Origin of the sequence: Flavisolibacter tropicus, assembly GCF_001644645.1 — a bacterium.
Taxonomy (GTDB): Bacteria; Bacteroidota; Bacteroidia; order Chitinophagales; family Chitinophagaceae; genus Flavisolibacter; species Flavisolibacter tropicus.
Window position 1 is genome coordinate 1,499,940 of sequence record NZ_CP011390.1, and the last position, 23,949, is coordinate 1,523,888.

At 40.0% G+C, this 23,949-nt stretch carries 24 protein-coding genes; 9 read left to right on the plus strand and 15 right to left on the minus strand.

Annotated features, from left to right (window positions below):
* Nucleotides 1-17: 17 nt before the first annotated feature.
* The 3 genes from rplD to rpsJ form a co-directional block, all read right to left on the minus strand.
* Entirely contained in the window at nucleotides 18-656 is a 639-nt protein-coding gene (gene rplD / locus SY85_RS06240) for a 50S ribosomal protein L4 (protein WP_066402504.1), read from the minus strand.
* Nucleotides 657-658: 2 nt separating this feature from the next.
* Entirely contained in the window at nucleotides 659-1,276 is a 618-nt protein-coding gene (rplC, locus tag SY85_RS06245) for a 50S ribosomal protein L3 (protein WP_066402506.1), read from the minus strand.
* Between the two features lie 349 nt (nucleotides 1,277-1,625).
* Nucleotides 1,626-1,931, minus strand: coding sequence for a 30S ribosomal protein S10 (rpsJ, locus tag SY85_RS06250; protein ID WP_066402508.1), 306 nt, complete (start codon nucleotides 1,929-1,931; stop codon nucleotides 1,626-1,628).
* Nucleotides 1,932-2,803: 872 nt separating this feature from the next.
* Between rpsJ and SY85_RS06255 the strand changes: the two genes are divergently transcribed.
* Both SY85_RS06255 and SY85_RS06260 read left to right on the plus strand, forming a co-directional pair.
* Entirely contained in the window at nucleotides 2,804-3,727 is a 924-nt protein-coding gene (locus SY85_RS06255; protein WP_066402512.1) for a lysylphosphatidylglycerol synthase transmembrane domain-containing protein, read from the plus strand.
* Nucleotides 3,728-3,760: 33 nt separating this feature from the next.
* A complete protein-coding gene (locus tag SY85_RS06260) occupies nucleotides 3,761-5,326 on the plus strand; it encodes an ArnT family glycosyltransferase (RefSeq protein ID WP_066402514.1) in 1,566 nt (521 codons plus the stop codon).
* 51 nt (nucleotides 5,327-5,377) lie between these two features.
* On the opposite strand, the gene SY85_RS06265 is transcribed toward SY85_RS06260, so the two are convergent.
* Together SY85_RS06265 and fusA are read right to left on the minus strand one after the other, a co-directional pair.
* Nucleotides 5,378-6,190, minus strand: coding sequence for a DUF4382 domain-containing protein (locus SY85_RS06265; RefSeq protein ID WP_099459373.1), 813 nt, complete (start codon nucleotides 6,188-6,190; stop codon nucleotides 5,378-5,380).
* Nucleotides 6,191-6,412: 222 nt separating this feature from the next.
* Complete coding sequence (gene fusA, locus SY85_RS06270; protein ID WP_066402516.1) at nucleotides 6,413-8,560, minus strand: elongation factor G; 2,148 nt, start codon at nucleotides 8,558-8,560, stop codon at nucleotides 6,413-6,415.
* A gap of 371 nt (nucleotides 8,561-8,931) precedes the next feature.
* On the opposite strand from fusA, the gene SY85_RS25780 reads away from it, so the two are divergent.
* Nucleotides 8,932-10,080 (plus strand): hypothetical protein, encoded by a 1,149-nt coding sequence (locus SY85_RS25780; protein ID WP_071890947.1) that lies wholly within the window; start codon nucleotides 8,932-8,934, stop codon nucleotides 10,078-10,080.
* Nucleotides 10,081-10,221: 141 nt separating this feature from the next.
* Here SY85_RS25780 and rpsG read toward each other — a convergent pair whose 3' ends face one another.
* The 3 genes from rpsG to SY85_RS06290 all read right to left on the minus strand — a co-directional run bounded on the left by rpsG (nucleotide 10,222) and on the right by SY85_RS06290 (nucleotide 12,446).
* Nucleotides 10,222-10,689 carry a 30S ribosomal protein S7 gene (gene rpsG, locus SY85_RS06280; RefSeq protein ID WP_066402519.1) on the minus strand — a complete coding sequence of 156 codons (468 nt, stop codon included), beginning with the start codon at nucleotides 10,687-10,689 and terminating at the stop codon, nucleotides 10,222-10,224.
* Nucleotides 10,690-10,776: 87 nt separating this feature from the next.
* A complete protein-coding gene (gene rpsL / locus SY85_RS06285; protein WP_066402521.1) occupies nucleotides 10,777-11,181 on the minus strand; it encodes a 30S ribosomal protein S12 in 405 nt (134 codons plus the stop codon).
* A 197-nt stretch (nucleotides 11,182-11,378) separates the two neighbouring features.
* Nucleotides 11,379-12,446: a branched-chain amino acid aminotransferase gene (locus SY85_RS06290; protein WP_066402525.1), complete on the minus strand. Its 1,068-nt coding sequence runs from the start codon at nucleotides 12,444-12,446 to the stop codon at nucleotides 11,379-11,381.
* A 164-nt stretch (nucleotides 12,447-12,610) separates the two neighbouring features.
* On the opposite strand from SY85_RS06290, the gene SY85_RS06295 reads away from it, so the two are divergent.
* The 5 genes from SY85_RS06295 to SY85_RS06315 are packed head-to-tail and all read left to right on the plus strand — an operon-like array spanning nucleotide 12,611 to nucleotide 15,477.
* Nucleotides 12,611-13,135 carry a hypothetical protein gene (locus SY85_RS06295; protein ID WP_066402526.1) on the plus strand — a complete coding sequence of 175 codons (525 nt, stop codon included), beginning with the start codon at nucleotides 12,611-12,613 and terminating at the stop codon, nucleotides 13,133-13,135.
* A 9-nt stretch (nucleotides 13,136-13,144) separates the two neighbouring features.
* Entirely contained in the window at nucleotides 13,145-13,729 is a 585-nt protein-coding gene (rdgB, locus tag SY85_RS06300) for an RdgB/HAM1 family non-canonical purine NTP pyrophosphatase (protein ID WP_066402527.1), read from the plus strand.
* Nucleotides 13,730-13,754: 25 nt separating this feature from the next.
* On the plus strand, nucleotides 13,755-14,303 hold the full coding sequence (locus SY85_RS06305; RefSeq protein WP_066402528.1) for an RNA polymerase sigma factor: 549 nt from the start codon (nucleotides 13,755-13,757) through the stop codon (nucleotides 14,301-14,303).
* Nucleotides 14,304-14,305: 2 nt separating this feature from the next.
* Nucleotides 14,306-15,025 (plus strand): hypothetical protein, encoded by a 720-nt coding sequence (locus SY85_RS06310; protein ID WP_066402529.1) that lies wholly within the window; start codon nucleotides 14,306-14,308, stop codon nucleotides 15,023-15,025.
* Between the two features lie 8 nt (nucleotides 15,026-15,033).
* The gene (locus SY85_RS06315) at nucleotides 15,034-15,477 is read left to right on the plus strand and encodes an acyl-CoA thioesterase (RefSeq protein ID WP_066402533.1); all 444 of its coding nucleotides are present in this window, start codon (nucleotides 15,034-15,036) and stop codon (nucleotides 15,475-15,477) included.
* Nucleotides 15,478-15,996: 519 nt separating this feature from the next.
* Here the strand turns inward: SY85_RS06315 and SY85_RS06320 are convergent.
* The 3 genes from SY85_RS06320 to SY85_RS06330 are packed head-to-tail and all read right to left on the minus strand — an operon-like array spanning nucleotide 15,997 to nucleotide 18,983.
* Complete coding sequence (locus SY85_RS06320) at nucleotides 15,997-16,731, minus strand: shikimate dehydrogenase family protein (RefSeq protein ID WP_066402534.1); 735 nt, start codon at nucleotides 16,729-16,731, stop codon at nucleotides 15,997-15,999.
* The gene (locus SY85_RS06325; RefSeq protein WP_066402535.1) at nucleotides 16,728-17,501 is read right to left on the minus strand and encodes a phosphosulfolactate synthase; all 774 of its coding nucleotides are present in this window, start codon (nucleotides 17,499-17,501) and stop codon (nucleotides 16,728-16,730) included. Before SY85_RS06325 ends, SY85_RS06320 begins: the two co-directional genes overlap by 4 nt.
* A 60-nt stretch (nucleotides 17,502-17,561) precedes the next feature.
* Entirely contained in the window at nucleotides 17,562-18,983 is a 1,422-nt protein-coding gene (locus tag SY85_RS06330; protein ID WP_066402536.1) for a tetratricopeptide repeat protein, read from the minus strand.
* Between the two features lie 146 nt (nucleotides 18,984-19,129).
* Between SY85_RS06330 and SY85_RS06335 the strand changes: the two genes are divergently transcribed.
* Nucleotides 19,130-19,495: a hypothetical protein gene (locus SY85_RS06335; RefSeq protein WP_148661125.1), complete on the plus strand. Its 366-nt coding sequence runs from the start codon at nucleotides 19,130-19,132 to the stop codon at nucleotides 19,493-19,495.
* 3 nt (nucleotides 19,496-19,498) lie between these two features.
* On the opposite strand, the gene SY85_RS06340 is transcribed toward SY85_RS06335, so the two are convergent.
* The 4 genes from SY85_RS06340 to SY85_RS06355 all read right to left on the minus strand — a co-directional run bounded on the left by SY85_RS06340 (nucleotide 19,499) and on the right by SY85_RS06355 (nucleotide 23,912).
* On the minus strand, nucleotides 19,499-20,152 hold the full coding sequence (locus SY85_RS06340; protein ID WP_066402543.1) for a DUF4412 domain-containing protein: 654 nt from the start codon (nucleotides 20,150-20,152) through the stop codon (nucleotides 19,499-19,501).
* A gap of 26 nt (nucleotides 20,153-20,178) precedes the next feature.
* Complete coding sequence (yidC, locus tag SY85_RS06345; RefSeq protein WP_226999087.1) at nucleotides 20,179-21,843, minus strand: membrane protein insertase YidC; 1,665 nt, start codon at nucleotides 21,841-21,843, stop codon at nucleotides 20,179-20,181.
* A 44-nt stretch (nucleotides 21,844-21,887) separates the two neighbouring features.
* Nucleotides 21,888-22,073: a hypothetical protein gene (locus SY85_RS25895; protein ID WP_066402554.1), complete on the minus strand. Its 186-nt coding sequence runs from the start codon at nucleotides 22,071-22,073 to the stop codon at nucleotides 21,888-21,890.
* Between the two features lie 186 nt (nucleotides 22,074-22,259).
* The gene (locus tag SY85_RS06355; protein WP_066402560.1) at nucleotides 22,260-23,912 is read right to left on the minus strand and encodes a CTP synthase; all 1,653 of its coding nucleotides are present in this window, start codon (nucleotides 23,910-23,912) and stop codon (nucleotides 22,260-22,262) included.
* Nucleotides 23,913-23,949 lie beyond the last annotated feature (37 nt).

Genomic DNA, 23,949 nt, shown 5'->3' on the forward strand with positions numbered 1-23,949 from the left:
TTTTAAGTCTTTAAAAATTAAGCTGCTACTTCAGCTTCTTCGCTTGCAAAAATTTTTGCAACGCTTTCAGTTAACACTAATACTTCAGAGTTAACGATGTCGTATGTATTTACATCACTCAGTAACACACCTAAGACAGATGGAACATTACGTAAGCTTGCATATACTACATCATTGTACTCAGGCAGTACAAACATCATTTTCTTCTTAGCTACTTTCAAGCTGCTCATGATGTTCATGAAGTTTTTAGTCTTTGGAGTTTCGAAGTTTAAATCTTCTACAACTACAATAGCATTATCTTTTGCCTTATGAGAAAGAGCAGAGATCTTAGCCAGGTCCTTCACTTTACGATTCAATTTGATATCGTATTTGTGAGGTTTAGGTCCGAAGATCGTACCACCACCCTTATATAAAGGGTTACGGATATTACCTTTACGAGAACCACCAGTACCTTTTTGCTTATGCAGCTTACGGCTGGCACCTTTTACTTCAGCACGGGTTTTTACTTTGTGTGTACCCTGGCGCTGTGCAGCTAAATATTGTTTAACAGCTAAATAGATAGCGTGGTTATTTGGCTCAACACCAAATATTTCTTCAGGAAGCTCAACAGTTCTACCTGTTTCTTGTCCTTGTATGTTTAATACTTTCAGTTGCATGATTACTTCTGGATTAAAACGATTGAACCATTGTGGCCTGGAACAGAACCACTTACCAATATGTAGTTTTTGTCAGCAAAAACCTTAACGATTTTTAAGCCTTTAACTTTTACTCTGTCAGTACCCATACGGCCAGCCATTCTCATCCCTTTGAATACTCTTGAAGGATAAGAAGAACCACCGATAGAACCTGGAGCTCTTTGACGATCGTGCTGACCGTGAGAACCTTCACCCACACCAGAGAAACCATGGCGTTTAACAACACCCTGGAAACCCTTACCTTTTGTAATACCCACTACATCAACTTTTTCGCCTTCAGCGAAAATGTCAACAGTGATAGTATCACCGATATTTTTTTCTTCAGAGTAATTTCTAAATTCTTTTACGAATTTCTTGGCCGCAGTATTGGCCTTAACGAAGTGATTTTTTTCAGCAGCAATAGTGTGCTTTTCTTTCTTGTCGCCGTACGCGATCTGGAGGGCATTGTAGCCGTCAGTAGCTTCAGTCTTAACTTGGGTAACTACACATGGACCGGCTTCGATAATTGTGCAGGCAATTTGCTTACCACCTGGATCGAAGACACTGGTCATCCCAATTTTTTTACCAATGATTCCTTTCATTTTTTCTTACGGTTTTTCCCCGCAAGGTTGTACAAGACAGATCCCTGGAATATGGAATCTTCAATCCTGGTTTATCACCGACCTTTTCCCGAGTCGACACTTTCTGTCTGGGGAAGTACCGGTGACAAACAAACCTCGAAGGGCTTGTTTATATGTTAAGCGTGGTTGCAGTTGGATCAGATCCCGTCCGATCTACTTTCATCCACAATGATATATTCAGAGCTCTTTTTTCATCCCCCACATAAAGCGGGTTAAGATTGAGAGATGACAAATAATTAGTTGATAAGAACTATTTCACTTTTACTCCTCCTATGAGGAAAGGATGTGATTCCTTTTCGGCTTTGATCTTTTACGCTTTGATCTCAACCTCAACACCTGAAGGCAGGTCTAGCTTAGATAAAGCATCCACCGTTCTTGAAGAAGACGTATAGATGTCTAATAAGCGTTTATGAGTTGCTAACTGAAACTGCTCACGGCTCTTTTTGTTTACGTGCGGTGAACGCAAAACTGTAAAGATCTTTTTACGAGTAGGAAGAGGAATAGGACCTGTTACTACTGCACCTGTGCTGCGAACTGTCTTAACAATTTTCTCAGCTGATTTGTCTACCAGGTTGTGATCGAAAGACTGTAATTTGATTCTAATTCTCTGTGACATAAGTCCAAACCCATTTTTGGAATGGGAGTGCAAAGGTAAGGGGAGTTTTTTACACAGACAAAAGTTTCCCAAAGAAATTTTGTGAAGAAAGCTTTAATACCTGTCAGAAGATTCTTTCGGTTGTAAGTTAATTTAAAAAAGAACACCTTTTTTATCTCTACAGTATTAAGTCAAAAAAATAAATAGTTACCCAGTAACTCTAGACATACACTATTGACTACTAATATATTATGCGTCTTGTTTAGCTTTTCATTTTATCACTTTTCTTCATTATTCCTTTTCTTGCCGGCGTACTGTGGATATAGTTCACTTTACAACCAGTAAAAACCCACTATTTATGTACTGTCATCACTAATCAATCATTACTCACCACTCACGAGCTAGGCTTCTGCCGCGCTGCCCTCCTTAGTCTCTTGCACCTTTCCTGTACCTAATCTGTACCTAGTCTGTACCTCTCCTGTACCTCTTCTGTAGGTAAGTCCGTACCAACTGCACAGATAAAGCCCTCTACCTGCCTTCCACATTCACTACTCCTCCTTCCATCCTCCTATACTACTCCTACTTACATCCATCAATTGTAAAGTAAAATTCTAATGCAACCACCTGAGAACCAAGTCAAAGTGATGAGCCCTAATAAACTCTTTTAGGAAAAGCTGTTACAGAAACCAATTCAGCCTGATAAGGAGTGACATCAATACTCGCAGGCATGTTGCGAACGGAAGGCTGAAACCTGCAACATGAAATCTTGTAATATGAAATTTTAAAATTTAGCTCCTTTTCTCCCTAGCCCCTATTCTCTCTGCAATACAATTTTTTAATTCATGGTTTTGCGCTTACTTGCAGCGTTTTTTCTGTTGAACTAAATTTAAGGCATGCAACCTGAGGCAGATATTGTTGTAGAGAAGCAAGAATCAGCTGGCAAAAAGCTGATCAAATTGCTCTTTAAGATCCTTATTACGGCGCTGTGTTTTTGGTATATCTCTACAAAGATCGATTTCTCTAAAGCCTTCGATGCCCTCTGGAAAGCCAACTGGTGGTTACTTTTATTAGCGGTTCTTTCCTTCATGTTTTCAAAGCTGTTAGCGGCATTCCGACTCAACATTAACTTCCGTAATATTAATGTTAAACTAACTGAATGGAAAAACATCAAGCTCTACTGGTTAGGCATGTTTTACAACCTCTTCCTTCCCGGTTCCATTAGTGGTGATGCCTATAAGGTTATTATACTCAACCGTAAGCACAATGCCCCCTACAAAAAAACAAGTATAGCAGTTTTACTTGATCGATTTAGTGGTTTATTAGCACTTGGTGTGATCATGGCCGTATATGGGGCTATTGTATTAGATATCTGGTGGTGGGATGTGATTTTGATTGCTGGAGCTATCTTGGCCATTGCAGCGCTTTATATTGTCGTTCGATTCATCTTTAAAGATTTCTTACCAGGCTTCTGGCCTACCTTCCTCTGGGGGATGGCTGTACAGGTCTTCCAGGTGGTTTGCTTGTATTGCATACTCTTCAGCTTAAAAGATGTGTTTGCGGCCTTGGGAATGGCTCCTCATCAGCCTGAATGGATCTTTATCTTCTTGGTAGCATCCGTTGTTTCCGTGGCCCCCATTTCTTTAGGCGGTGGCTTAGGTACTCGGGAGTTTATCTTTGTTCAGGGTGCTACATTCTTTCATTTAGATGCTCATGTGGCAGTGATTATTAGCTTGTTATTCTATTTAAGTAACCTGCTTTCTTCTATATGGGGCGCGTATTTTATTTTTCACGACCCGCTGAAAGAAGACAGTATATAGCAACTACCTTTGTGCCCTGAAAAACTGACACAGGTGCCACAATCTAAAACGTTCGACAAATCTTTCTGGTTCTTAATCCTTCTTTCTGCCGTACTTCTTTTTCCTTCTTTAGGCAAAATGCCTTTATGGATCTATGATGAGGTACGCAATGCAGAGTGTGCGCGTGAAATGTGGGAACGCCACGATTGGATTGTGCCCACTTTTAATGGAGAGCTGCGTACACTCAAGCCCCCCATTCATTACTTCTTTATGTTTGGCGGCTTTGAACTTTTTGGTGCTACTGAGTGGGGCGCACGCATCTTTTCTGCAGTCTTTGGTGTTCTGACAATAGCCATCACCTATATTTTTACGGCTCGTTATACTACTAAACTAGCAGCCTTTACCACAAGTGCAGTTCTGTTGGCTTCTTCCCACTGGCTATTTGAATTTCGGATGTCAGTTCCTGACCCTTATTTGATCTTCTTTAATACCTTATCCATTTTTACAGCATATGCTTATTTCCAGGAAAAGAAGTTCAGCTGGCTACTGGTAAGTGCTGTTTCCTTTGGTCTAGGAATCTTGGCGAAAGGCCCTGTTGCTGTTGTCCTACCTGGGTTAGGTTTACTATCCTGGTTAATTTGGGAGAAGAAGTGGAAAGCCATCTTCCATTGGCACATCCTGGCTGCAGGTATAGTAATGCTGGCTATTTCAGTGCCCTGGTATGTATTGGTGCATCAAGCTACAAATGGCGAGTGGACAAAAGGCTTTTTCTTACAGCACAATCTTGGCCGTTTCTCTGAGCCTATGGAGGGGCACGGTGGTTTATTTATCATAGTGCCACTATTTGTGTTGGTAGGGTTGCTGCCAGGTTCTTCTTTTATTGGTGAAGCGGTTAAAGACTTTCGCCAGCGTTACAGTCAATCATTCCTTCGAATGGCGCTTTGCATTTCGCTAGCCTTTGTCGTGTTTTATAGTATTTCTGGAACAAAGCTCCCCAACTACCCTATGCCTTGTTATTCCTTTGTGGCTATTTTACTGGGCTATTTAATTTCGATTGGTGTATCCGGACAAACTAAGATAAAACAGTATCCTTTCTGGATTCTATTGGTTATTAACCTGGCCATTCCTATTGCTGCTTATTTTGGTATCAAAGGCGAGGTAGAAACAAGAGGATTTGAAAACCAAACGCTCCTAACAGCTATTCTTACTGTTGCTGCGGCAGTATCACTTTATTTGCATAAACGCTCAGGATTTAAAACAGCCGTAACTGCTTTGTTTGGCTTTTATATCCTGTTCAATCTGGTTTTGTTGAACTACCTCTACCCCATGGTTTACAACAATAACCCACTTTCAAAGACCATAGATAAAGTCAAGCAGTACGATAATGTAGTTGCGTACCAGATCTTTCACCCTTCGTTTACTTATTACTTACCCAAGCGCGTTCGGGTTTTTGATAATAAAGACTCACTACAACAATATTTAAAAACAAATGAAGCCTTAGTGATTTCTCGGGAAAAATTGCTTCCTGAATTAGAATCATTAAAACTAGATACGGTAGCTATTCATCACGATCTATTTGAAACATCTACTACTGTATTAATGACAAACAAGAAAAAATAAAGCCACTCCGAAGAATCGGAGTGGCGTCTATCATTCATCAAAAAAACACAATTATTGTAAGCGCAGGGTATCCACAGTAGTAACAACGTTGTTCGTTACAGTTACTCCTGTTTTTACTTTATTCGAAATTGCGCTGTCAGATGGCAAGAAATGAAGGTCATAAGTACCTGCATTTAAGCCTTTGATTATATAGCTACCAGCAGCTGTATAGGTGCTGGCTACTGTATCAGTTCCTTGAATGGCAAGAACAGAAGTACGTACAGAGTCTGGTAACACAAAACCACGGATAGAACCACCCATTGCTTGCATTACGGCACGGATCACAGGCTTCAACATATACTTGCCGTTACCATTTCCATTACCAGTTTGATGTATAGACTTAGCCACATCAAAATCCAATAATAGTTTGTATGTGATGCCTTCATTCAAATCTTGGTGAATATTGATCTTTAATCCAGATTGTTGTGCACTTGGTGTAGTAAGCATATACTTTACGCTATCCACCAATACATAGTTATTAGTGCCAAGGATCAAACGAATCTGTTCAATTTTACCTGGCTGAATATCAGCATCTGTCAATAAAGTATCCTTGTCATTTACTAAGTCCAGAAGGTTATAGGCACCTTTTTTTACGTTAGGCAAGCTTACCCAACCTTGAGATGTGTCTGTAGAATAATTGATGCGCACATCTTGTAAGTCAATGTATACAGCGTCATAATCCCCAGGATCATCTGTTAGAGCTACTTGTAAACGGGCTTTATCGGCCCCTCCTGTGCTGGAGTGTTCCTTGTTGCAAGACGTAAAAGTTAAAAGGGCAGCAGCGGTCAGTACGGATAAACCATAGAGTGTTTTTCTAAGCATCATAAAATACTTTTAGGTGAGCAGGTGTTTGCTCGGTTAACATTACACTAACAGACCGTTAGGAATCCCTTAAGTTTAATCGCGCCCAAAACTTTTATTAAAACAAAGGGTTATACATACACAAATACTAGTTATAACCCTTATTTATAACCGCCTATTCTTGCCCATTAGGCATAAAAAAAAGCCCCGCCAAAAAGCGGGGCTCATATAAAAAGCAATGAATTATTATTCAGCGCTCACTTTTCCTTTGCTCTTAGCAATCACTTCTTCAGCGATGTTGTTTGGAGCTGGAGCATAGTGAGAGAACTCCATGGTAGATGATGCACGACCAGAAGATAAAGAACGTAATTGAGTTACGTAACCGAACATTTCACTCAATGGAACTTTTGCTTTGATTACCTGTACACCAGCACGGGTATCCATACCTTCCATCATACCACGACGACGGTTCAAGTCACCTGTTACATCACCCATATATTGGTCTGGAGTCAATACTTCTACTTTCATGATTGGCTCAAGTAATACTGGTTTTGCTTTACGGGCAGCTTCACGGAAACCTTGCTTAGCACACAATTCGAATGACATAGCATCAGAGTCAACCGCGTGGAATGAACCATCGTAGATTCTGATCTTCATGTTATCTACAGGGTAAGAAGCCAATGCACCGTTAGTCATGGAAGCTTCAAAACCTTTCTGAATTGGTTGAATAAATTCACGAGGAATAGAACCACCAAAGATGTCGTTTACGAACTGGAAGTTCTTATCAGGATTTGCCTCTTTCCAATCAGCATCAACAGGTCCTAAAGTGAACATGATATCAGCGAACTTACCACGACCACCAGACTGCTTTTTCAGCACCTCACGGTGTTCAACAGTATTATGGAAAGCTTCTTTGTAAGCTACCTGAGGAGCACCTTGGTTTACTTCCACTTTGAACTCACGACGCATACGGTCAATGATGATTTCTAAGTGTAATTCACCCATACCACGCAGGATAGTCTGACCAGTATCTTCGTCTGTGTTTACACGTAATGTTGGATCTTCTTCAACCAGCTTGGCGATAGCCATACCCATTTTATCAACGTCAGCCTGAGTTTTAGGCTCAATGGCGATAGCGATTACCGGCTCTGGAATGAACATGTTTTCAAGAACGATTGGGTGGTTCTCATCACAAAGAGTATCACCAGTTTTGATTTCTTTAAAACCTACAGCTGCACCAATATCACCTGCTTCAATGAAATCAATTGGGTTTTGCTTGTTAGCAAACATCTTCATGATACGAGAGATACGCTCTTTCTTACCGCTTCTTACGTTCAATACATAAGAACCAGCATCTAACTTACCTGAGTAAGCGCGGAAGAACGCCAGACGACCTACGAATGGGTCAGTCATGATCTTGAACGCCAAGGCTGCAAATGGTTCTTTTGCATCTGGCTTACGTGTAATTTCTTCACCAGTGTTAGGATCTGTACCTGTGATGGCTTCGATATCTACTGGAGAAGGCAGGTAACGACAAACCGCGTCAAGTGCAGTTTGTACACCTTTGTTTTTGAAAGAAGAACCGCACATCATTGGAACGATGCTCAGGTCGATGGTAGCTTTACGGATAGCTTCGTGAATTTCAGCTTCAGAGATGCTGTCTGGATTATCGAAGAACTTCTCCATCAAAGTATCATCGTATTCAGCAACAGCTTCAATCAACTGAGCTCTCCAATATTCTACTTCTTCTTTCATATCTTCTGGTACAGGAATCTCATCGAAGGTCATACCTTCAGTTTCCATATGCCAAATGATACCTTTATTAGTAATTAAGTCTACTACACCTTTGAAGTCATCTTCAGCACCGATTGGCAATTGAAGAGGAACAGCTTTAGCACCTAACATTTCACGCACCTGCTTAACTACGTTTAAGAAGTCAGCACCGGAACGGTCCATTTTGTTTACGAAACCGATACGTGGTACACGGTAACGGTTTGCCTGGCGCCATACAGTTTCAGACTGAGGTTCAACACCATCCACAGCAGAGAATAACGCAATCAAACCATCCAATACACGCATAGAACGCTCTACTTCTACAGTAAAGTCCACGTGTCCTGGAGTATCAATGATGTTGAAATAATATTTTTTAGTGTTTGCATCAGCCTTACCTTTTACAGTAGGGAAGTTCCACTGGCAGCTAACAGCAGCAGAAGTAATAGTGATACCTCTTTCTTTTTCCTGTTCCATCCAGTCAGTGGTAGCAGCACCGTCATGTACTTCACCAATTTTGTGAATCATACCGGTGTAGCGTAAGATACGCTCAGTAGTAGTGGTTTTACCGGCATCAATATGCGCGGCAATACCAAAGTTGCGTTGAAATCTCAAGTCTGCCATGAGTATTAAATTGATTGTTGTGTACTAATTTTTTAATGTGGATTTCCATACCTTAGCAGCGCCCAATTGCTTTACCTGCCTGCATTTCCGCCCACTTTTCAAATATCAGATTTGTATTGAATTGTAAACTCAAGTTCATTTAAACTTAACATTCACCTTTCATCACTCTCGAATTTGAGGGTGCAAAGGTAATGAAATACAGGTCAATTCCGCATCTTAACGAAACTTTGTTTGTTAAAGATGAAAGCAATTATGTATAGCACGTAGTTAAGGAATAGTACTTTACCTTCGCACAATTTTTGCAATTCACTTACAATCGTTGTATTTTTCCAACATTGAAAATTTATTAACCCTCTCAAAACCCATTAAACATGGCAAAAGCAACCAAGAAAGCAGCCGCTAAAAAAGGTGGCCAAGCGTCTAAAGGCGGTGGCCGATCTATTTCAAAAGGCGCATCTAAGGGTGCAACAAAAACAGCATCTAAAAAAACCTCTAAAAGCGCAAGCAAAAGCGCTAGCAAAGGTGGATCTAAAGCTGCATCCAAATCAGTAAGCCGTGGCGGTGCTTCTAAAGGAGCTTCTAAAGCCGCTTCTAAATCTTCTACCCGTAGTTCGGTTAGCAAAAAAGCTGCCGCTAAAAAAGCAGCCCCTGCAAAGAAGGCAGCAGCTAAAAAGGCAGCTCCGAAAAAGGCAGCAGCTAAAAAAGCCGCTCCTGCTAAGAAAGTTGCAGCCAAAAAAGCTGCTCCTGCTAAAAAAGGCGGAGCCAGCAAGGCAGCAGCAAAAAAAGGTGGCAGTTCTAAGAGTGCATCTAAAGGTGCTTCTAAATCAGCAGCTAAAGGCGGTCGTAGCGTAGCAGCTAAGAAAGGTTCTAAAGCTGCCGCTAAAAAAGCAGCCCCTGCAAAGAAGGCAGCAGCTAAAAAGGCAGCTCCGAAAAAGGCAGCAGCTAAAAAAGCCGCTCCTGCTAAGAAAGTTGCAGCCAAAAAAGCTGCTCCTGCTAAAAAAGTTGCCGCTAAAAAAGCAGCACCGGCTAAAAAGGCAGCTGCAAAAGGTGGTAGCAAAGCAGCAGTAAAAACAGCTAGCAAAGGTTCCAAAGCAGCAGTAGCTAAAAAAGCAGCACCGGCAACTAAAGGAAGCAGTGCTACAAGAACTGGTGGTTCTTCTGCAACACGTTCTGGCGGCACTTCTGCTACTCGTACTGTAGCGCCTAAACCAAGCCGCAGCACTACTCCTGCTAAAACGCGCAGTGCATCTGGTGGCCGTCGTACCAACGTAGGTAATCGTTCTACAAATGGCACATCTGGATTAGGTCGTGATAATGTTGCAGAAACTACTCGCACTACCAATACAGAAGATATTACGTCTATAGATCAACCAGTTGGTGATTTAAGTACAGGCCTGGGTGATACAGTTGGTAGCCCCGCTCCTGACTTTAACAATGAAGCTATTGATGTAAATACTAGCGATATTGATATTACCAGTGGTGGTGCAGATGAAGGCGATATGAACAACAATCGTTCATAAGTAAATCACTATAAATAAAAAACCCGTTTTGAGTGTCAAAACGGGTTTTTTATTTATATCTACTACGTCAGTAAATAGTGCTCAATAAAAAAAGCACCCAATTGGGTGCCTTTAGTAATATATATCAAAAGAATTGACTTATTATACTTTAAAGTGAGCAAACGCTTTGTTAGCTTCAGCCATACGGTGAGTATCTTCTTTCTTTTTGAAAGCAGCACCTTCACCTTTGCTTGCAGCAACGATTTCGTTAGCTAATTTGTCAGCCATGCTACGACCGTTACGCTCGCGGCTATAACGGATCAACCATTTAATGCTCAAAGAGATCTTACGATCCTGACGAACCTCAGATGGAATCTGGAAAGTAGCACCACCAATACGACGGCTGCGTACTTCTACTGCAGGCGTAACATTAGATAAAGCTCTTTTCCATACTTCATAGCCATCCTCACCAGTTTGCTTTGCTACTTTTTCAACAGCATCATAGAATATCTCGTAAGCAACACTTTTCTTGCCTTCCCACATGATATTGTTTACAAAACGGGTAACCAGTTTATCGTTATAACGAGGATCTGGAGCTAGAGGGAGCTTTTTCGCTTGTGATTTACGCATCGAATTTTAATTTTTAAGTCACCGCAGGGGCAGAACGTCTTCAAGTATTAAAACTTTACTCTGTACTGCGGTCGTTTTTATAAATAATTATTTTTTGCCCTTAGCTGCTGGTTTAGCACCGCCTTTATCTTTCTTGGTACCATATTTAGAGCGGCTCTGCTTACGGTCTTTAACACCGGCAGTATCCAGAGAACCACGAACAATATGATAACGCACACCTGGTAAATCCTTCACACGACCACCGCGGATCAACACGATAGAGTGCTCTTGCAGGTTGTGACCTTCACCAGGAATATAAGCGATAACTTCAACTTTATTGGTCAAACGAACTTTGGCTACTTTACGTAACGCAGAGTTTGGTTTCTTTGGTGTTGTAGTATAAACACGGGTACATACTCCGCGACGCTGAGGACAGCTATCCAAAGCTCTCGACTTGCTTTTTGCACGGATGATTTCTCTTCCTTTACGAACTAATTGTTGAATAGTAGGCATTACAAACCTTTATTTTTGGGACGGCAAAGGTAGGGGAAAATTTAGATTATCAATATTGGTTTCCAGTTTTTTTTCCCTTTTAAAGATTTTTTGACAAAAAGAAACCCCTTTTTCAGCCTTAAAACGAACCATTCTGTGATAAAATAATGCCCGGCGTTTGGCCGGGCATTTATATAGTTAAACCTTTTAATAGACAATTATCCTATTTTGGTCATCCAACCATACTTATCTTCTCTTTTCCCCTCGCGGATGTCGGTCAACCATTTTTTAATAGTTGGAGCTGTTTTCCACTGATCTACGTTAAAGTTCATTACGAAATCTTTGTAACGCAATTCCTTGATCATAGTAATCGTAGCAGCTGTACCTGTACCAAATACTTCATACAATACTCCTGCTTTATAGGCATCAATAAGCTCATCTACGCTAATTGGACGCTCTTCAATCGTAAATCCAGCTTCTTTTAATAAAGTAAGGGCACTATCTCTGGTAACACCAGCCAAAATAGTTCCAGCACCTAGATCCGGTGTTACAGCCTTATCACCAATGATAAAGATCACGTTCATGGTACCGATCTCTTGTACATACTTGTGTTCAAAAGCGTCAGTCCACAATACTTGGTCGTATCCTTTTTTCTTAGCCTGGGCTGTAGCATACATAGAAGCGCCATAGTTACCAGCAGCTTTAGCATATCCTATACCACCAGGTACCGCACGCACATATTGCTCTTCTACATAAATACGCATTGGGGTATTATAGTAAGGACCTGTAGGGCTTAACAGGATCATGAACTTATAAGATTCAGACGGCTTCACACCAATTACTTCGTCTGATGAGAACATGAATGGACGAATATAAAGTGAATGATCTTCTGTCTGAGGGATCCAATTTTTATCTAATGCCACTAACTGCTTCATGCCTTCCATGAAGATCTCTTCAGGAACTTCAGGCATTTGCATGCGCTCAGCAGAAATGTTAAAGCGGCGGAAGTTGTCTTGCGGACGGAAAATATACGAATTGCCTTCGCGGTCTTTGTAGGCTTTAATACCTTCAAAAATAGCCTGACCATAGTGCAGTGCAGCTACAGATGGACTTAATAATAATGGCTGATAAGGTTTGATTTCAACGTTTTTCCACTCCCCGTTTTCGTAGTCAGCTTCCAGCATATGGTCGCTGAAGAACTTTCCAAAGGGTAAATTTTCCAGATTAAGATCCTGCAATTTGCTCCTCTCAACCTTGTTAATAGTAATATCAGAAGTAGCCAGCATGATAGAGATGTGATTTTTTTATGTTTAGCAATCGTTTTACGTTAAATCCTATTATATGATGCAATATTGGGGGAAGCTCCTGTTAACAAGCATATATAATATAATTTAGCGCTGCAAATAAACGAAAAAGAATTCTAATAAGGGGTGAAAACCAAGCAGTACCAATGAGCCTGAATCAAATAAATTTAACACCACAATTACTGACAGACCTATATGCTAATGCTTTGATAGAAACACATGCAATTGCTGTGCCTAAGAGCACGCCAACTGAAGAAAGCGCAAAACCAGTCAAAAGCAGTACTATCAGCTATTTAGGCAACAATCGCAGGCACATTTTAGTCATTGTTAATGACGATCGCGTTAGCTTTTTAACAGAGGAGGAATTAACATTTTTTACTAAAGTATTAGGCGCATGCGAGCTAGGAATTGATGATGTAGCCATTGTCAACTGGAGTCATCTTCCTAAAAAAGATTACCAATCGCTTCTGGAAGAATTACAGAGTAAGAAGGTGTTACTCTTTAACCTTACTCCCATCGAATTTGGCTTACCGCTACACTTCCCTCCCTTTCAAATCCAAGAATTTGATCAACGCACCTATTTACAAGCGCCCAGTTTGGCTAGCATAGAGCAAGATGTTACAGCCAAAAAACAATTATGGACAGCATTAAAGAAACTTTTCGCTATTTAACCCTTTTACATGAAACTCATATTTGCCACGAACAATCAACACAAGGTTGAAGAAATCAGAGCTGTACTACCCAAACAGCTATCCATTATAACATTAAAAGAAGCCGGTATTGACAAAGACATTCCGGAGCCTCATCCTACACTTGAAGAAAATGCCCAGGAAAAAGCTACTGTTATTTATAAAATGACTAGTACAAACTGCTTTAGTGAGGATAGTGGTTTGGAAATTAGAGCCCTTAATGGTGAGCCTGGAGTAAAAAGCGCCCGGTATGCTGGTGATGACAAATCATCTGCCGATAATATTAAAAAAGTATTGACCCAATTGCAGGACCAAGCCAATCGTGAAGCACAGTTTAGAACAGTCATTTGCTTAGTATGGAACGGAGAAGAACATTTTTTTGAAGGGATATGCAAAGGCCAGGTTATTCAAGAAGAAATAGGATCTCAAGGCTTTGGATATGACCCAATTTTTATACCTGACGGTGCCCAAAAGACCTTTGCCCAAATGACCATGGAAGAGAAAAACCAGTACAGTCACAGACGCAAAGCCGTAGGCAAACTGGTAGCATTTTTGAATGATGTAGCAGTAAAATAGTAATTTGAGCGGTTTAAGCAACCAAATGATTTCCGATACCGACTTAATAGAAGGATGCCAACGCGAAGACCGTAAAATGCAACAGCAGTTGTATCAACGGTTTGCCCCCAAAATGTATGGTGTTTGTTTGCGCTATGCTGGGAATATAGAAGAAGCTGAAGACATCCTGCAAGAGGGTTTTATTAAGGTGTTCAGAAAGATTGGAAGCTTTCGTGGAGAAGGGTCTTTTGAAGGATGGATCCGCCGAATTTTTGTCAATACTGCTATTGAACACTTCAGGAGAAAATCATACCTGCAGCCTATTACAGAAAGAGAGGAAACTACGGTAGAGAACAAATACCTATCGGTACTTGACAGCTTGGCCGAAAAAGACATTATCAATCTGGTGCAGCAATTGTCGCCGGGATATAGAACAGTGTTTAACATGTATGTAATAGAAGGTTATACACACAAGCAAATTGCCGAAATGCTGGGTATCAGTGAAGGTACCAGCAAATCACAACTATCGCGCGCCAAATCGATCTTACAGGAATTAGTGCAAAAGCATATCGAAAAACATAAAAGAGTACCGTAGACATGAGCAGCCAACTACAACATAAATTTCAACAGTTTGAGGCAACACCTCCTAAAGATGCTTGGCTTGCTATAGAAGAGCGTTTAGATGATGCATCCTCTACTTTGCAGGAGCGACTTTATGATTATGAAGCTGCTCCCCCTTTTTCAGCATGGAATGAAATAGCGACTACACTGGGAAAGCATTCTACAAATAAAGCTGTTACAACACCTATTTATCAAACCAAATGGTTTCGCTTAGCCACAGCTGCAGCTATTCTTGGACTTATAGCTCTTGGCATTTTTAACTTTGGTATTAATAGGCCCACTGCTACCATTGCCAAACAGCAACCTGTGCTTAAGCAAGTTCAACCGCTTTCAACATCACCAAAAGCCACCCCGGCCACAAGTACAACAAACACGCATAAAGAGCCTGTAAAAGCTATAACACCCATTAAAGAAGAAAGTATTAGTGTACCCGCTTCAACTTCTCCAAAAGAGAACACAGCCATTATTACCAAACACTATAAAGTGGTAGCTAAAGAAGATGGACAAATTGTACGTCTTTCCCAAAAAGCCTATGCCGTTTTTGACTGTGCAGTAAAAGGTGCTGCGCAAAAAAGCTCTACCTGCAAGGAGAATATTCAAACTATGCAGGCCAAAATGGCTTCCTCGCTTGTCACTCCATCTACCGACTTTGCCGGCTTGATTGATATGATCAAGACGCTTGAAGAAAATAAGTAATCCTGAACATGCCCAGAATCAAGATTGATCTACCGAAAGAATTTTCGTTTACCTGTTCTATACCTGTACGTATTTCTGATGTAAACTATGGTGGCCACGTAGGCAATGATGCTATTCTTTCTATCCTGCACGAGGCAAGACTCCAATTCTTAAAAAGCTATGGCTGGACAGAAATGAACGTTGCTGGCGTTAGCCTCATCATGAGCGATGTAGGTATTGAATTTAAAGGAGAGGCTTTTTATGGTGAAACTATCATTGCATCTGTGGTTGCTGGAGATGCTAGCCGCGTAGGCTTTGACCTGTATTACAAATTAACAAAGCAGACCACTGATAAAGAAGTAGTGGTAGCATTGGCCAAAACAGGCATGGTTTGTTTTGACTATAATACTCGTAAAGTAGCATCCTTACCACCTGCAGCTGCAAAAGCACTTAAGCTAACTAAAGAGTCATAGGTTCAATTTATCTTTAACGTTCACTGGACTACATCATTTAAAAAAAAGCCTGCAATATATTTTCAATTTGACTACAATCTGCTCTTGTATTAAGATCTATAGTTTCAATTACTCCTAGTATTTAAAAGCATTGATTGGCTTAAAGTGCACTTTAAAAATGGGCGACTTTAAGCCATTGATATTATTAACCTTACTAGTGGTTTAAAAAGCCACTAGCTAAATTCAACCTACATACATTTACTATATACCTAAATGCACCTTTGTTCGAGACTTGTTCGAGACTTGTTCGAGACTTGTTCGAGACTTGTTCGTAGCAGCCCGAAGGATTCCCGAAGAAGCCCCGACGAAAGGTAGAACAAAAGGAAGGGAAAAGATTCAAGAAATCGTTTCGTTTGCTTGAGTTGGAAAGGCTTGTTAAAATAATAAAGTAAAACTTGGACTCTGCTCAAGACACCTGATTAGCAGCGTTTTAGTAACAGCCCCTTACTATAAGTATACTGTTTTCTGCTATTAAAAAAGCTAAAGCGTATTCCAGATTCGCCAGCTTTCTTCGGCCTGGCCAATCAGCATATCATAACCGTTAGCGGTTTGAGAACCTTGCTGAGCACCTAATTGCAAAAACTTGGTCTGTGTGGGATTGTAAATTAGATCAAAGAGGAAGTGTTTTGAAGAGAGAAGGTTATAGGGTATTTGCGGTGCATCATTAATGTTGGGATACATGCCCAAAGGCGTAGTATTAATGATCAATGTATACTGTTCCAAAAGAGCTTTATCGATATCACTATACGTGATTGTCTTTTCCGCTTTCTTTCTAGACACTACTAAGTAATCAATGCCTAAAGAAGTTAGAGTGTATGCTACCGCTTTTGCAGCGCCACCCCACCCTAGTATCAAGGCCTTGGTGTGATGCGGCTTTAACTGAGGTTGCAATGAGTCTCTAAAACCAATAACATCGGTATTAAAGCCATAGAACTTACCGTCAATAACTTTTACGCAGTTACAGGCACCAACAGCTTGAACAATTTCATTTTGTTGAAATAAGAAGGGAAGAATTTCCTCTTTGTAAGGAATGGTAATATTGAATCCCTTAAGGTCAGGATATTGACTCAATAAAGAATCAATATCCTGAATTTGAGGAAGTTCAAAATTTTGATAAGAACAGTCGGCTATACCCTCCTGTTCAAACTTTTTTGAAAAGTATGTTTTGGAAAATGAGTGGGTTAATGTTTTACCAATTAAACCGAACTGTCTCATTTAAACTGCTCTTTATTTAAGAACAAGTTGAATGTATCGCCACGAAGACCAACGCGCATGGCCTCTAACGCTAATATCTCTGTTGGAGCGATATTTCCCAAGTTTACATTGCAACCGATCAACTCGATAAAGTACAGTTGTTGTGCTTTTTGAGGAGCTTCCCAAATGATCTTGTCGGCAGGAATCTGCGTTAGGATCTCTTGAACCAGACCTTCACGTACTTCACCACTACCACGGTAGATACCTACGTTACCAGCTTCGCGCGCTTCTGCAATTACGTAAGAAGCACCAGCGTCCAATTCAGCACGCATTAATTCAATCCACTTATAAGGAGGAATAATGTGCGCCGCATCTTTGCTACCGACTTCACTTAGTACAGTACCATGCTGTGTTAGTTTTTCAATATATCCACATTTCTCAGAATGAGGGATGGTAATTGAACCATCACTTACTTCCATATACTGAATGCCGTAGTTTTTACAAACAGCTATGTAATCGTCAAATTGATTACGAATTAAGAAAGCTTCAAATAAAGTACCTCCAAAATAAATAGGTACATTATAGGAACGATAAACTTCCAGCTTTGCTTCCAAATTAGGAGTAACGAAAGAGGTTCCGAAACCTAACTTAACGATATCTACGTGAGGATAACCAACGCTCATGAAGTTTTTGGCTTCTTCTACGCTTAAGCCTTTATCCATCACCATTGTTAATCCAGCGGTACGGGGCTTTTGATGCCTGTCAGGAATTTGCGACAAATTAAAATTCATTCTCTGCAGTTTGATGCTTTAAAAAGTGTCGCAAAATTAGGGAACTACCTCGACTAATTGTTATTTAGAACGTTTGCGTTTGTTTCGAGCTATTACTTCTATTACCGCATTATTCTGCAAAATGGCTGAATCTAAGGCTAGAAGCTTGTTTAGCGAACGGGGAGCCGCACGCAATGCCTCTTCTAGGTATAAAAATGCCTCTTTCGGTTTGCCCATAGCAAGTAAAACCGCCGCCAAATAGTATATAAATAACGGCTTCTGATGTGTGTATTCTAAAGCGGCCAACACTTGATCGTAGGCCTCCTCGTAATATTCGGCCTGATACAAGCAGCGTATAAGAGCTTCCCAACCAGCAGAATTCTTAGGCTTCGCTCTAACTACAGTAGTAAAATAGGTTATAGCATCTTTAATTAAGCCTAATTTAAGCTTACACTCTCCCATCAACAGATTATATTCTGTTTGTAATTGATGGATCTTTAAAGCCGCTTCTAAGTGTTTGCTGGCACTTACCCAATGCTCCTCGTTATAATAGGTACAGGCGATTTTATAATGCAGCTTACTGTCATCTGGCGACATATGAGAAGCCTTGCGGTAATGAAACCGTGCCTGGGCGAAGTTCTTCAAACGATCATAACAGTGGCCTATAGCCTCATATATCACTTCTTCCGGCTTAGACAACTCCAGTACCTTTTCTAAAGCTTCTATAGCCTCGTGGTATTTACGAATACGTATATAAGCGTCGCCCATATTGCGGTAGGCGTAATCAAATTTTTCATCAATCACAATCGCATATTGATAGGCATCGATTGCTTTTTCATACAGCTTCAGGCCTTGGTAAGCAGCTGCCAGGTTGAACCAGGCCAACTCATTATAAGGATGTTCATCTATGATATTTAAATGCAGGCGAATGCTTTCTTCATTACGTCCAGTAAAGTCCGTCCAGAAGCAGATCTTATAGAGCGCCTCTTGATTGGTAGGATCTTCTTGCAAGATCATGTGTAAGCAATCAAACACTTTTTCAAACTCCTCATAATCGTCGTAAACATCAGCCAGCTCAAACAAAAGTTCAATCTTTTCTTCGCCTTCAAACCGGGCAATAGCTTCCTCTAAGAGCTCAACTGCACGCTCTTGCTTGTCCAGCGCCAGATAAGCATCTGTTTTAAGGATATAAAGGTTTACATCCGTACCATCAAACATTTCAGCTTTTTCCAGTACCTCTAAAGCCTCATGATACTTCCTGGAAATCAATAAGATATTTGCTTTACGAAGTAATAAAGAAGAGGAAAAGGGAAAATACTCCAGGCTCGTTTCTACAGCTTCAAGTGCTTTTGTGTAGTCTTCCTGGTCGTCGTAGTAATCAATAATTTTTTCGAAAGATTCTTCTTCTAAAAAGACAGCGCTCTTACCGTAACGAAGGTTATTGTAGTGTTTCAATAACTCTATAATATCTTCTTTATCGTTCTGATAGGGATCTGTAATCATTCTATAATTTCCTAGTACAATATAACATAATGCAGAAAAAAGCCAATTTTCTGTAACTAATTAACAACTCATGCGTATAATTAATGTAGAAAGAAATGCCCGAAAATAGTGTAATTGTTAAAATTTTTAGTATTTTTGCAAAACACATGAATCTAACCTCCTTCATAAAAAGAAATTGCTCCAAAAGAAGACTGGCAACTGCAGTTTGCTTTTCGATTTCTGTGGCAGCCTTTGCCGCATTGGGAGATGTAGGTTTTAGAAGAACTCCTTCTCCAAACCAGTCTTTATTGGGGTTCAAGCCTGAATATAATCATGTGAAAACCTTTACCTTAAAGTCTACTTACAATTATAGAGGTAATTCCGTTTTCAGCTTGGATAAGCCTGATGACCAATATGTGTTAATGAACACTTTTGTTACTTATCAAAAAGGCAATACCACTTATACCCTTCCTTTAAAAAAGAAAGTTTTACTTAATAAAGTAAAACTTGGTACAGGCACTCAGTCTTATTAATACCTATTGCCCTTTACTTTCTTCATAGCTTAATACACGGAAGCCTGATTTTGGCAAGTCAAATTTGGCTGCAGGCACAGGGCTTAAGTTTATCTTAGCAACAGTATACGTCACCTTAAAATTGCCCACGTTTGACTCATACTCCATTGCCAAACCAGGTAAGGTTCTATTTAAATACTGAAAATCTTTATTATCAGGCACTAAATCAGTAGCATACCACACTGTGAATGAGGTTCCATCAGCCAGTTTACCAATTGCTTTTTTACAATTATATCCAAGAACGGTTTTTGTTTCATCCGTATAGGTAAAATCTACCTTTTCACTTTTTTGATTGGCTTCTTTCCAGTTGGCAGGTGTATAATTAATCAGGTATTTCTGATCACCATATTCCTTCAAAATAGTAATGGTATTCTTACTTCCATCAATAATAGTAGATTGGGTACCTAAAGAGCTCACCATCTCTGTACGGCTTTTATTGCCTTTCAGATAGACAGTTGATGTGGCACCATCAAGAAAATCGGCGGCCTGAGGTTTATTGGAGCTGGTATTGATAACAATATCATAAGCTATAGTGCCTTCTGACAGTTTTTTCTGAGCTATTGCTGATGTATTCCATCCTAATAAAAGAGCCGTTGCTGCGTAAAAGAATCTTTTCATGGGTTTTTATTCAGTGTAAAGACGTATCAAATATCACAATTAGTTGCGTACGAAAAAGCCCCGCTTTTTGCGGGGCTTTCAAAATGTGTATAATTACTTCTTATTTTTTGTTGCATTTCCTGCACTTTTCGTTGCTGATCCTGCATTTGCTCCATTCTTTCTTGCCACTTGGACTTAGTCTTTGGCTTTTTCCTATTTTCTTCCATTTTAGCCAAAATCTTATCATGGTTGATGATATAGTTCTGGATAACAAACTGCAATAACAATGTTATAACGTTTGACACCGTGTAATACCATGTTAAACCTGCAGGCAAGCTGTTAAACACAAACAACAAGATTACCGGGAAGATATAAGGCATATACTTCATTACCGGATTACCTTGATCAGGCATGCTATTCATACTGTATAATGAAATAGCCAAGCTGGTTAAGATAGCGGTAATGGTAAACAAACTCACATGATCGCCATAGAAAGGTACATTGAAAGGCAATTGAGCAATGGAGTCATACTGTGATAAATCATGAGCCCACAAAAAGTTCTTACCTCTTAATGCCACATTTGAATTAAAGAAACTGTACAAGGCAAAGAAGATAGGGATCTGTAATAATGATGGAATACATCCTCCTAGTGGGTTTACGCCTGCTTCGCGGAACAGCTTCATCTGATCCATGCTCATAGCCTGCTGATCACCACCATGCTTTGCTTTTAGCTGCTCAATTTCTGGACGTAACACCTTCATTTTAGCACCGCTCAGGTAGCTGGTATATGTTAAAGGAGAAATAAGCAGACGAATAAATAAGGTTAAAAGCAAGATAACAATACCAAAGTTGGAGGTCAGCTGTTTGAATAAGTCAAACACTGGGATTACGATCCAGCGGTTGATATACTTTACAAATGCAAACATACCGCTGCCCAGGTTTACCATATCTTCCATATCATTGCCATACTGCTTCAATATCTTATAGTCAGTAGGACCATAGTACATACCTAATGGCACACTAGCTTTGCTTCCAGCAGGAAGTTGCATCTTCAAATTGGCTGTTGCTTCAACTACTACATTTCCGGTTTTTGGAGTTACCCATTGAATGCTACCTGATGTAAAGTTATTTTTAGCAACAAAGGTTGAGTTAAAGAATTGTTGCTTAACGGCCACCCAGTTTACTCCCTTATTAAAGGTTTCAGCATCACTGCTTAAAGCAGTAGAGTGGTCATAGTCTCCGTTTTCACGATAAGCAACATTGGATTGTTGTCTTTCATACTTCAAATCCTTTTGTAGCTGTACAGCACGATTCTGCCAGGTAAAGTTGATTTGATTCTGAGATAACAAATTATTGGCGCCCTCTACTCCTAGGTTGAAATCAACAAAGTAATTTTTAGGCTTAATAACATATTGATGTACCAAAGCACCTTGTGGAGATTGCAATTGGAAGGTGATTACCTGGTTTCCATTGGCATCTTTTGTTACCTGACCACCACTAAAGTAGAAGCTAGAGATGTCAGCTGTTTTATTATTGCCAGTGTTTATGGAATAGGTAAACTTATCAAAATCAGTTGCTGCCAGTTTTACGGTAGAGCTATCTGGAGCCTTAAATTCCTTTAATTCCACCCACTTAGGTTGGCCACCTTTATTGGTGAAGCCTACACGAATGAATTCATTTTCTACAGGGATAATGGTTTCTGTTCCATTTATAGCGCTTGCAAACTCTCCAGCCTGTTGTTGTACACGTTGTGAGTCTAAACGAGCAGAGTCTTTGCCAGTTGTGCAGGATTGGGCTTAGGATGTTTTAGTAACTCGATGGAATCAAGGCGGGCTTTCTCTTTTTGATAAGCTTGTTGTTCTTTACTGGTATAAAAGAAATAACCAAAAAACAGAACCGCTAGGACAACGAAACCGATGACGGTATTACGGTCAAAATTCATTGTGAATCAATTGATATGATTAGGAGGCAAGAAGTGAAAACTTATCGACTTCATTGCTACCTGTTTTAAAGGCGGCAAAGATATGTAGAAGTAAGCTATAAGAAGCAAGAAACCAGAATGGCAGCCTTATAGGACTGCCATTCTTAACAAAGATTATTTAAAATAAGGTATAGAACCCTTTTGTTCTTATTTCATTATTTCACTTTGCAACAAAGGATTACGTGCAGAGGCCTTTCTTTCATTATTAGCTTTAGCAGCTTTTACAAAATGAACAAACAAAGGATGCGGCGCCTCTACTGTGCTTTTTAGTTCTGGATGGTACTGACAACCAATAAAATAAGGGTGGCCAGGCAACTCTATTATCTCTACTAATCCTGTCTCTGGATTTTTGCCAGAAGCAACCATACCAGCCTGTTCGTATTGCTCCAAATACTGGTTATTAAATTCATAACGATGGCGGTGACGCTCTGTTATTTCAGTTGTGCCATATACTTGTTCAGCCAATGAGCCTTGTTTAATTTCACAAGGATATGATCCAAGACGCATAGTGCCGCCTTTTGTGGTAATGGCTTTTTGCTCTTCCATCATATTAATAACGGCATTTTCTACATGCGGATCCATTTCCATTGAATGGGCATCCTTGATATCCAATACATTACGACCATATTCGATTACAGCCATTTGCATTCCTAAGCAAATGCCGAAAAATGGTAAGCCAGTCATACGCGCATGCTTTACGGCCTCAATTTTCCCTTCAATGCCTCTGTTTCCAAAACCTGGAGCCACTAACAAGCCATCCAGATTAGCGAATTTTTCAGCTACATTCTCTGGAGTAATAAATTCAGAGTGTATAGATACCACTTGCACCTTGCACTCATTTATTGCGCCGGCATGAACAAATGCTTCCAAAATGGATTTATACGCATCCTGAAGCTCAATGTATTTTCCAATCAGACCAATTGTAATTTTAGACTTTGGATACTTTAATTTATCCAAAAACTCCTTCCAACGACCTAATTCTGGTTCGTGATAGCTAGTCATATTAAGTTTCTTCAAAACAATCTGATCTAGCTTTTCATTCATCATCAACAGCGGCACTTCATAGATAGTGCTGGCATCTGGAGCCTCAATAACCGCTTCTGGCTTTACATTACAGAACAGGGCAATTTTACGCTTAATATCATTTGAAATAGGCTCCTCAGTACGGCAAACAATTATATCGGGGAAAACACCGCTTTCGCTTAGCATCTTCACAGAGTGCTGCGTTGGCTTGGTTTTTAGCTCTTTAGCCGCTTTCAAATAAGGTATCAGGGTAAGATGAACAACTAAAAGATCTTCTTCTGGCAACTCCCACTGTAACTGACGAACTGCCTCTATATAAGGAAGCGATTCAATATCCCCTACTGTTCCCCCCAGCTCTGTAATCACTATATCATACTGCCCGGTTTGTCCCAAAAGCAACATGCGTCTTTTAATTTCATCTGTAATATGAGGGATTACCTGAACCGTTTTACCCAGGTAGGCACCTTCTCTTTCCTTTGTGATAACATGCTGGTAAATTCTACCTGTTGTTACGTTATTAGCTTGAGTTGTATGAATATTTAAAAAGCGCTCATAGTGCCCTAAGTCTAAGTCTGTTTCAGCACCGTCTTCTGTAACATAACACTCACCATGCTCATATGGGTTTAAAGTACCCGGATCCACATTAATGTAAGGATCAAATTTTTGAATTGTTACACGCAAGCCTCTTGCTTGTAAAAGTTTAGCTAAAGAAGCTGCAATAATACCCTTACCTAAAGAAGATGTTACACCACCGGTAACAAAAATATATTTTGCCATTGCTGAATGGTTATTAATAAACTATGATCAATGATTT

What these genes read in the sequence shown, in the direction of transcription:
- rplD (WP_066402504.1), bottom strand. Translation starts at nt 656, where the DNA reads ATGCAACTGAAAGTATTAAACATACAAGGACAAGAAACAGGTAGAACT.
- rplC (WP_066402506.1), bottom strand. Translation starts at nt 1,276, where the DNA reads ATGAAAGGAATCATTGGTAAAAAAATTGGGATGACCAGTGTCTTCGAT.
- rpsJ (WP_066402508.1), bottom strand. Translation starts at nt 1,931, where the DNA reads ATGTCACAGAGAATTAGAATCAAATTACAGTCTTTCGATCACAACCTG.
- SY85_RS06255 (WP_066402512.1), top strand. Translation starts at nt 2,804, where the DNA reads ATGCAACCTGAGGCAGATATTGTTGTAGAGAAGCAAGAATCAGCTGGC.
- SY85_RS06265 (WP_099459373.1), bottom strand. Translation starts at nt 6,190, where the DNA reads ATGATGCTTAGAAAAACACTCTATGGTTTATCCGTACTGACCGCTGCT.
- fusA (WP_066402516.1), bottom strand. Translation starts at nt 8,560, where the DNA reads ATGGCAGACTTGAGATTTCAACGCAACTTTGGTATTGCCGCGCATATT.
- SY85_RS25780 (WP_071890947.1), top strand. Translation starts at nt 8,932, where the DNA reads ATGGCAAAAGCAACCAAGAAAGCAGCCGCTAAAAAAGGTGGCCAAGCG.
- rpsG (WP_066402519.1), bottom strand. Translation starts at nt 10,689, where the DNA reads ATGCGTAAATCACAAGCGAAAAAGCTCCCTCTAGCTCCAGATCCTCGT.
- rpsL (WP_066402521.1), bottom strand. Translation starts at nt 11,181, where the DNA reads ATGCCTACTATTCAACAATTAGTTCGTAAAGGAAGAGAAATCATCCGT.
- SY85_RS06290 (WP_066402525.1), bottom strand. Translation starts at nt 12,446, where the DNA reads ATGCTGGCTACTTCTGATATTACTATTAACAAGGTTGAGAGGAGCAAA.
- SY85_RS06295 (WP_066402526.1), top strand. Translation starts at nt 12,611, where the DNA reads ATGAGCCTGAATCAAATAAATTTAACACCACAATTACTGACAGACCTA.
- rdgB (WP_066402527.1), top strand. Translation starts at nt 13,145, where the DNA reads ATGAAACTCATATTTGCCACGAACAATCAACACAAGGTTGAAGAAATC.
- SY85_RS06305 (WP_066402528.1), top strand. Translation starts at nt 13,755, where the DNA reads ATGATTTCCGATACCGACTTAATAGAAGGATGCCAACGCGAAGACCGT.
- SY85_RS06310 (WP_066402529.1), top strand. Translation starts at nt 14,306, where the DNA reads ATGAGCAGCCAACTACAACATAAATTTCAACAGTTTGAGGCAACACCT.
- SY85_RS06315 (WP_066402533.1), top strand. Translation starts at nt 15,034, where the DNA reads ATGCCCAGAATCAAGATTGATCTACCGAAAGAATTTTCGTTTACCTGT.
- SY85_RS06320 (WP_066402534.1), bottom strand. Translation starts at nt 16,731, where the DNA reads ATGAGACAGTTCGGTTTAATTGGTAAAACATTAACCCACTCATTTTCC.
- SY85_RS06325 (WP_066402535.1), bottom strand. Translation starts at nt 17,501, where the DNA reads ATGAATTTTAATTTGTCGCAAATTCCTGACAGGCATCAAAAGCCCCGT.
- SY85_RS06330 (WP_066402536.1), bottom strand. Translation starts at nt 18,983, where the DNA reads ATGATTACAGATCCCTATCAGAACGATAAAGAAGATATTATAGAGTTA.
- SY85_RS06335 (WP_148661125.1), top strand. Translation starts at nt 19,130, where the DNA reads ATGAATCTAACCTCCTTCATAAAAAGAAATTGCTCCAAAAGAAGACTG.
- SY85_RS06340 (WP_066402543.1), bottom strand. Translation starts at nt 20,152, where the DNA reads ATGAAAAGATTCTTTTACGCAGCAACGGCTCTTTTATTAGGATGGAAT.
- SY85_RS25895 (WP_066402554.1), bottom strand. Translation starts at nt 22,073, where the DNA reads ATGAATTTTGACCGTAATACCGTCATCGGTTTCGTTGTCCTAGCGGTT.
- SY85_RS06355 (WP_066402560.1), bottom strand. Translation starts at nt 23,912, where the DNA reads ATGGCAAAATATATTTTTGTTACCGGTGGTGTAACATCTTCTTTAGGT.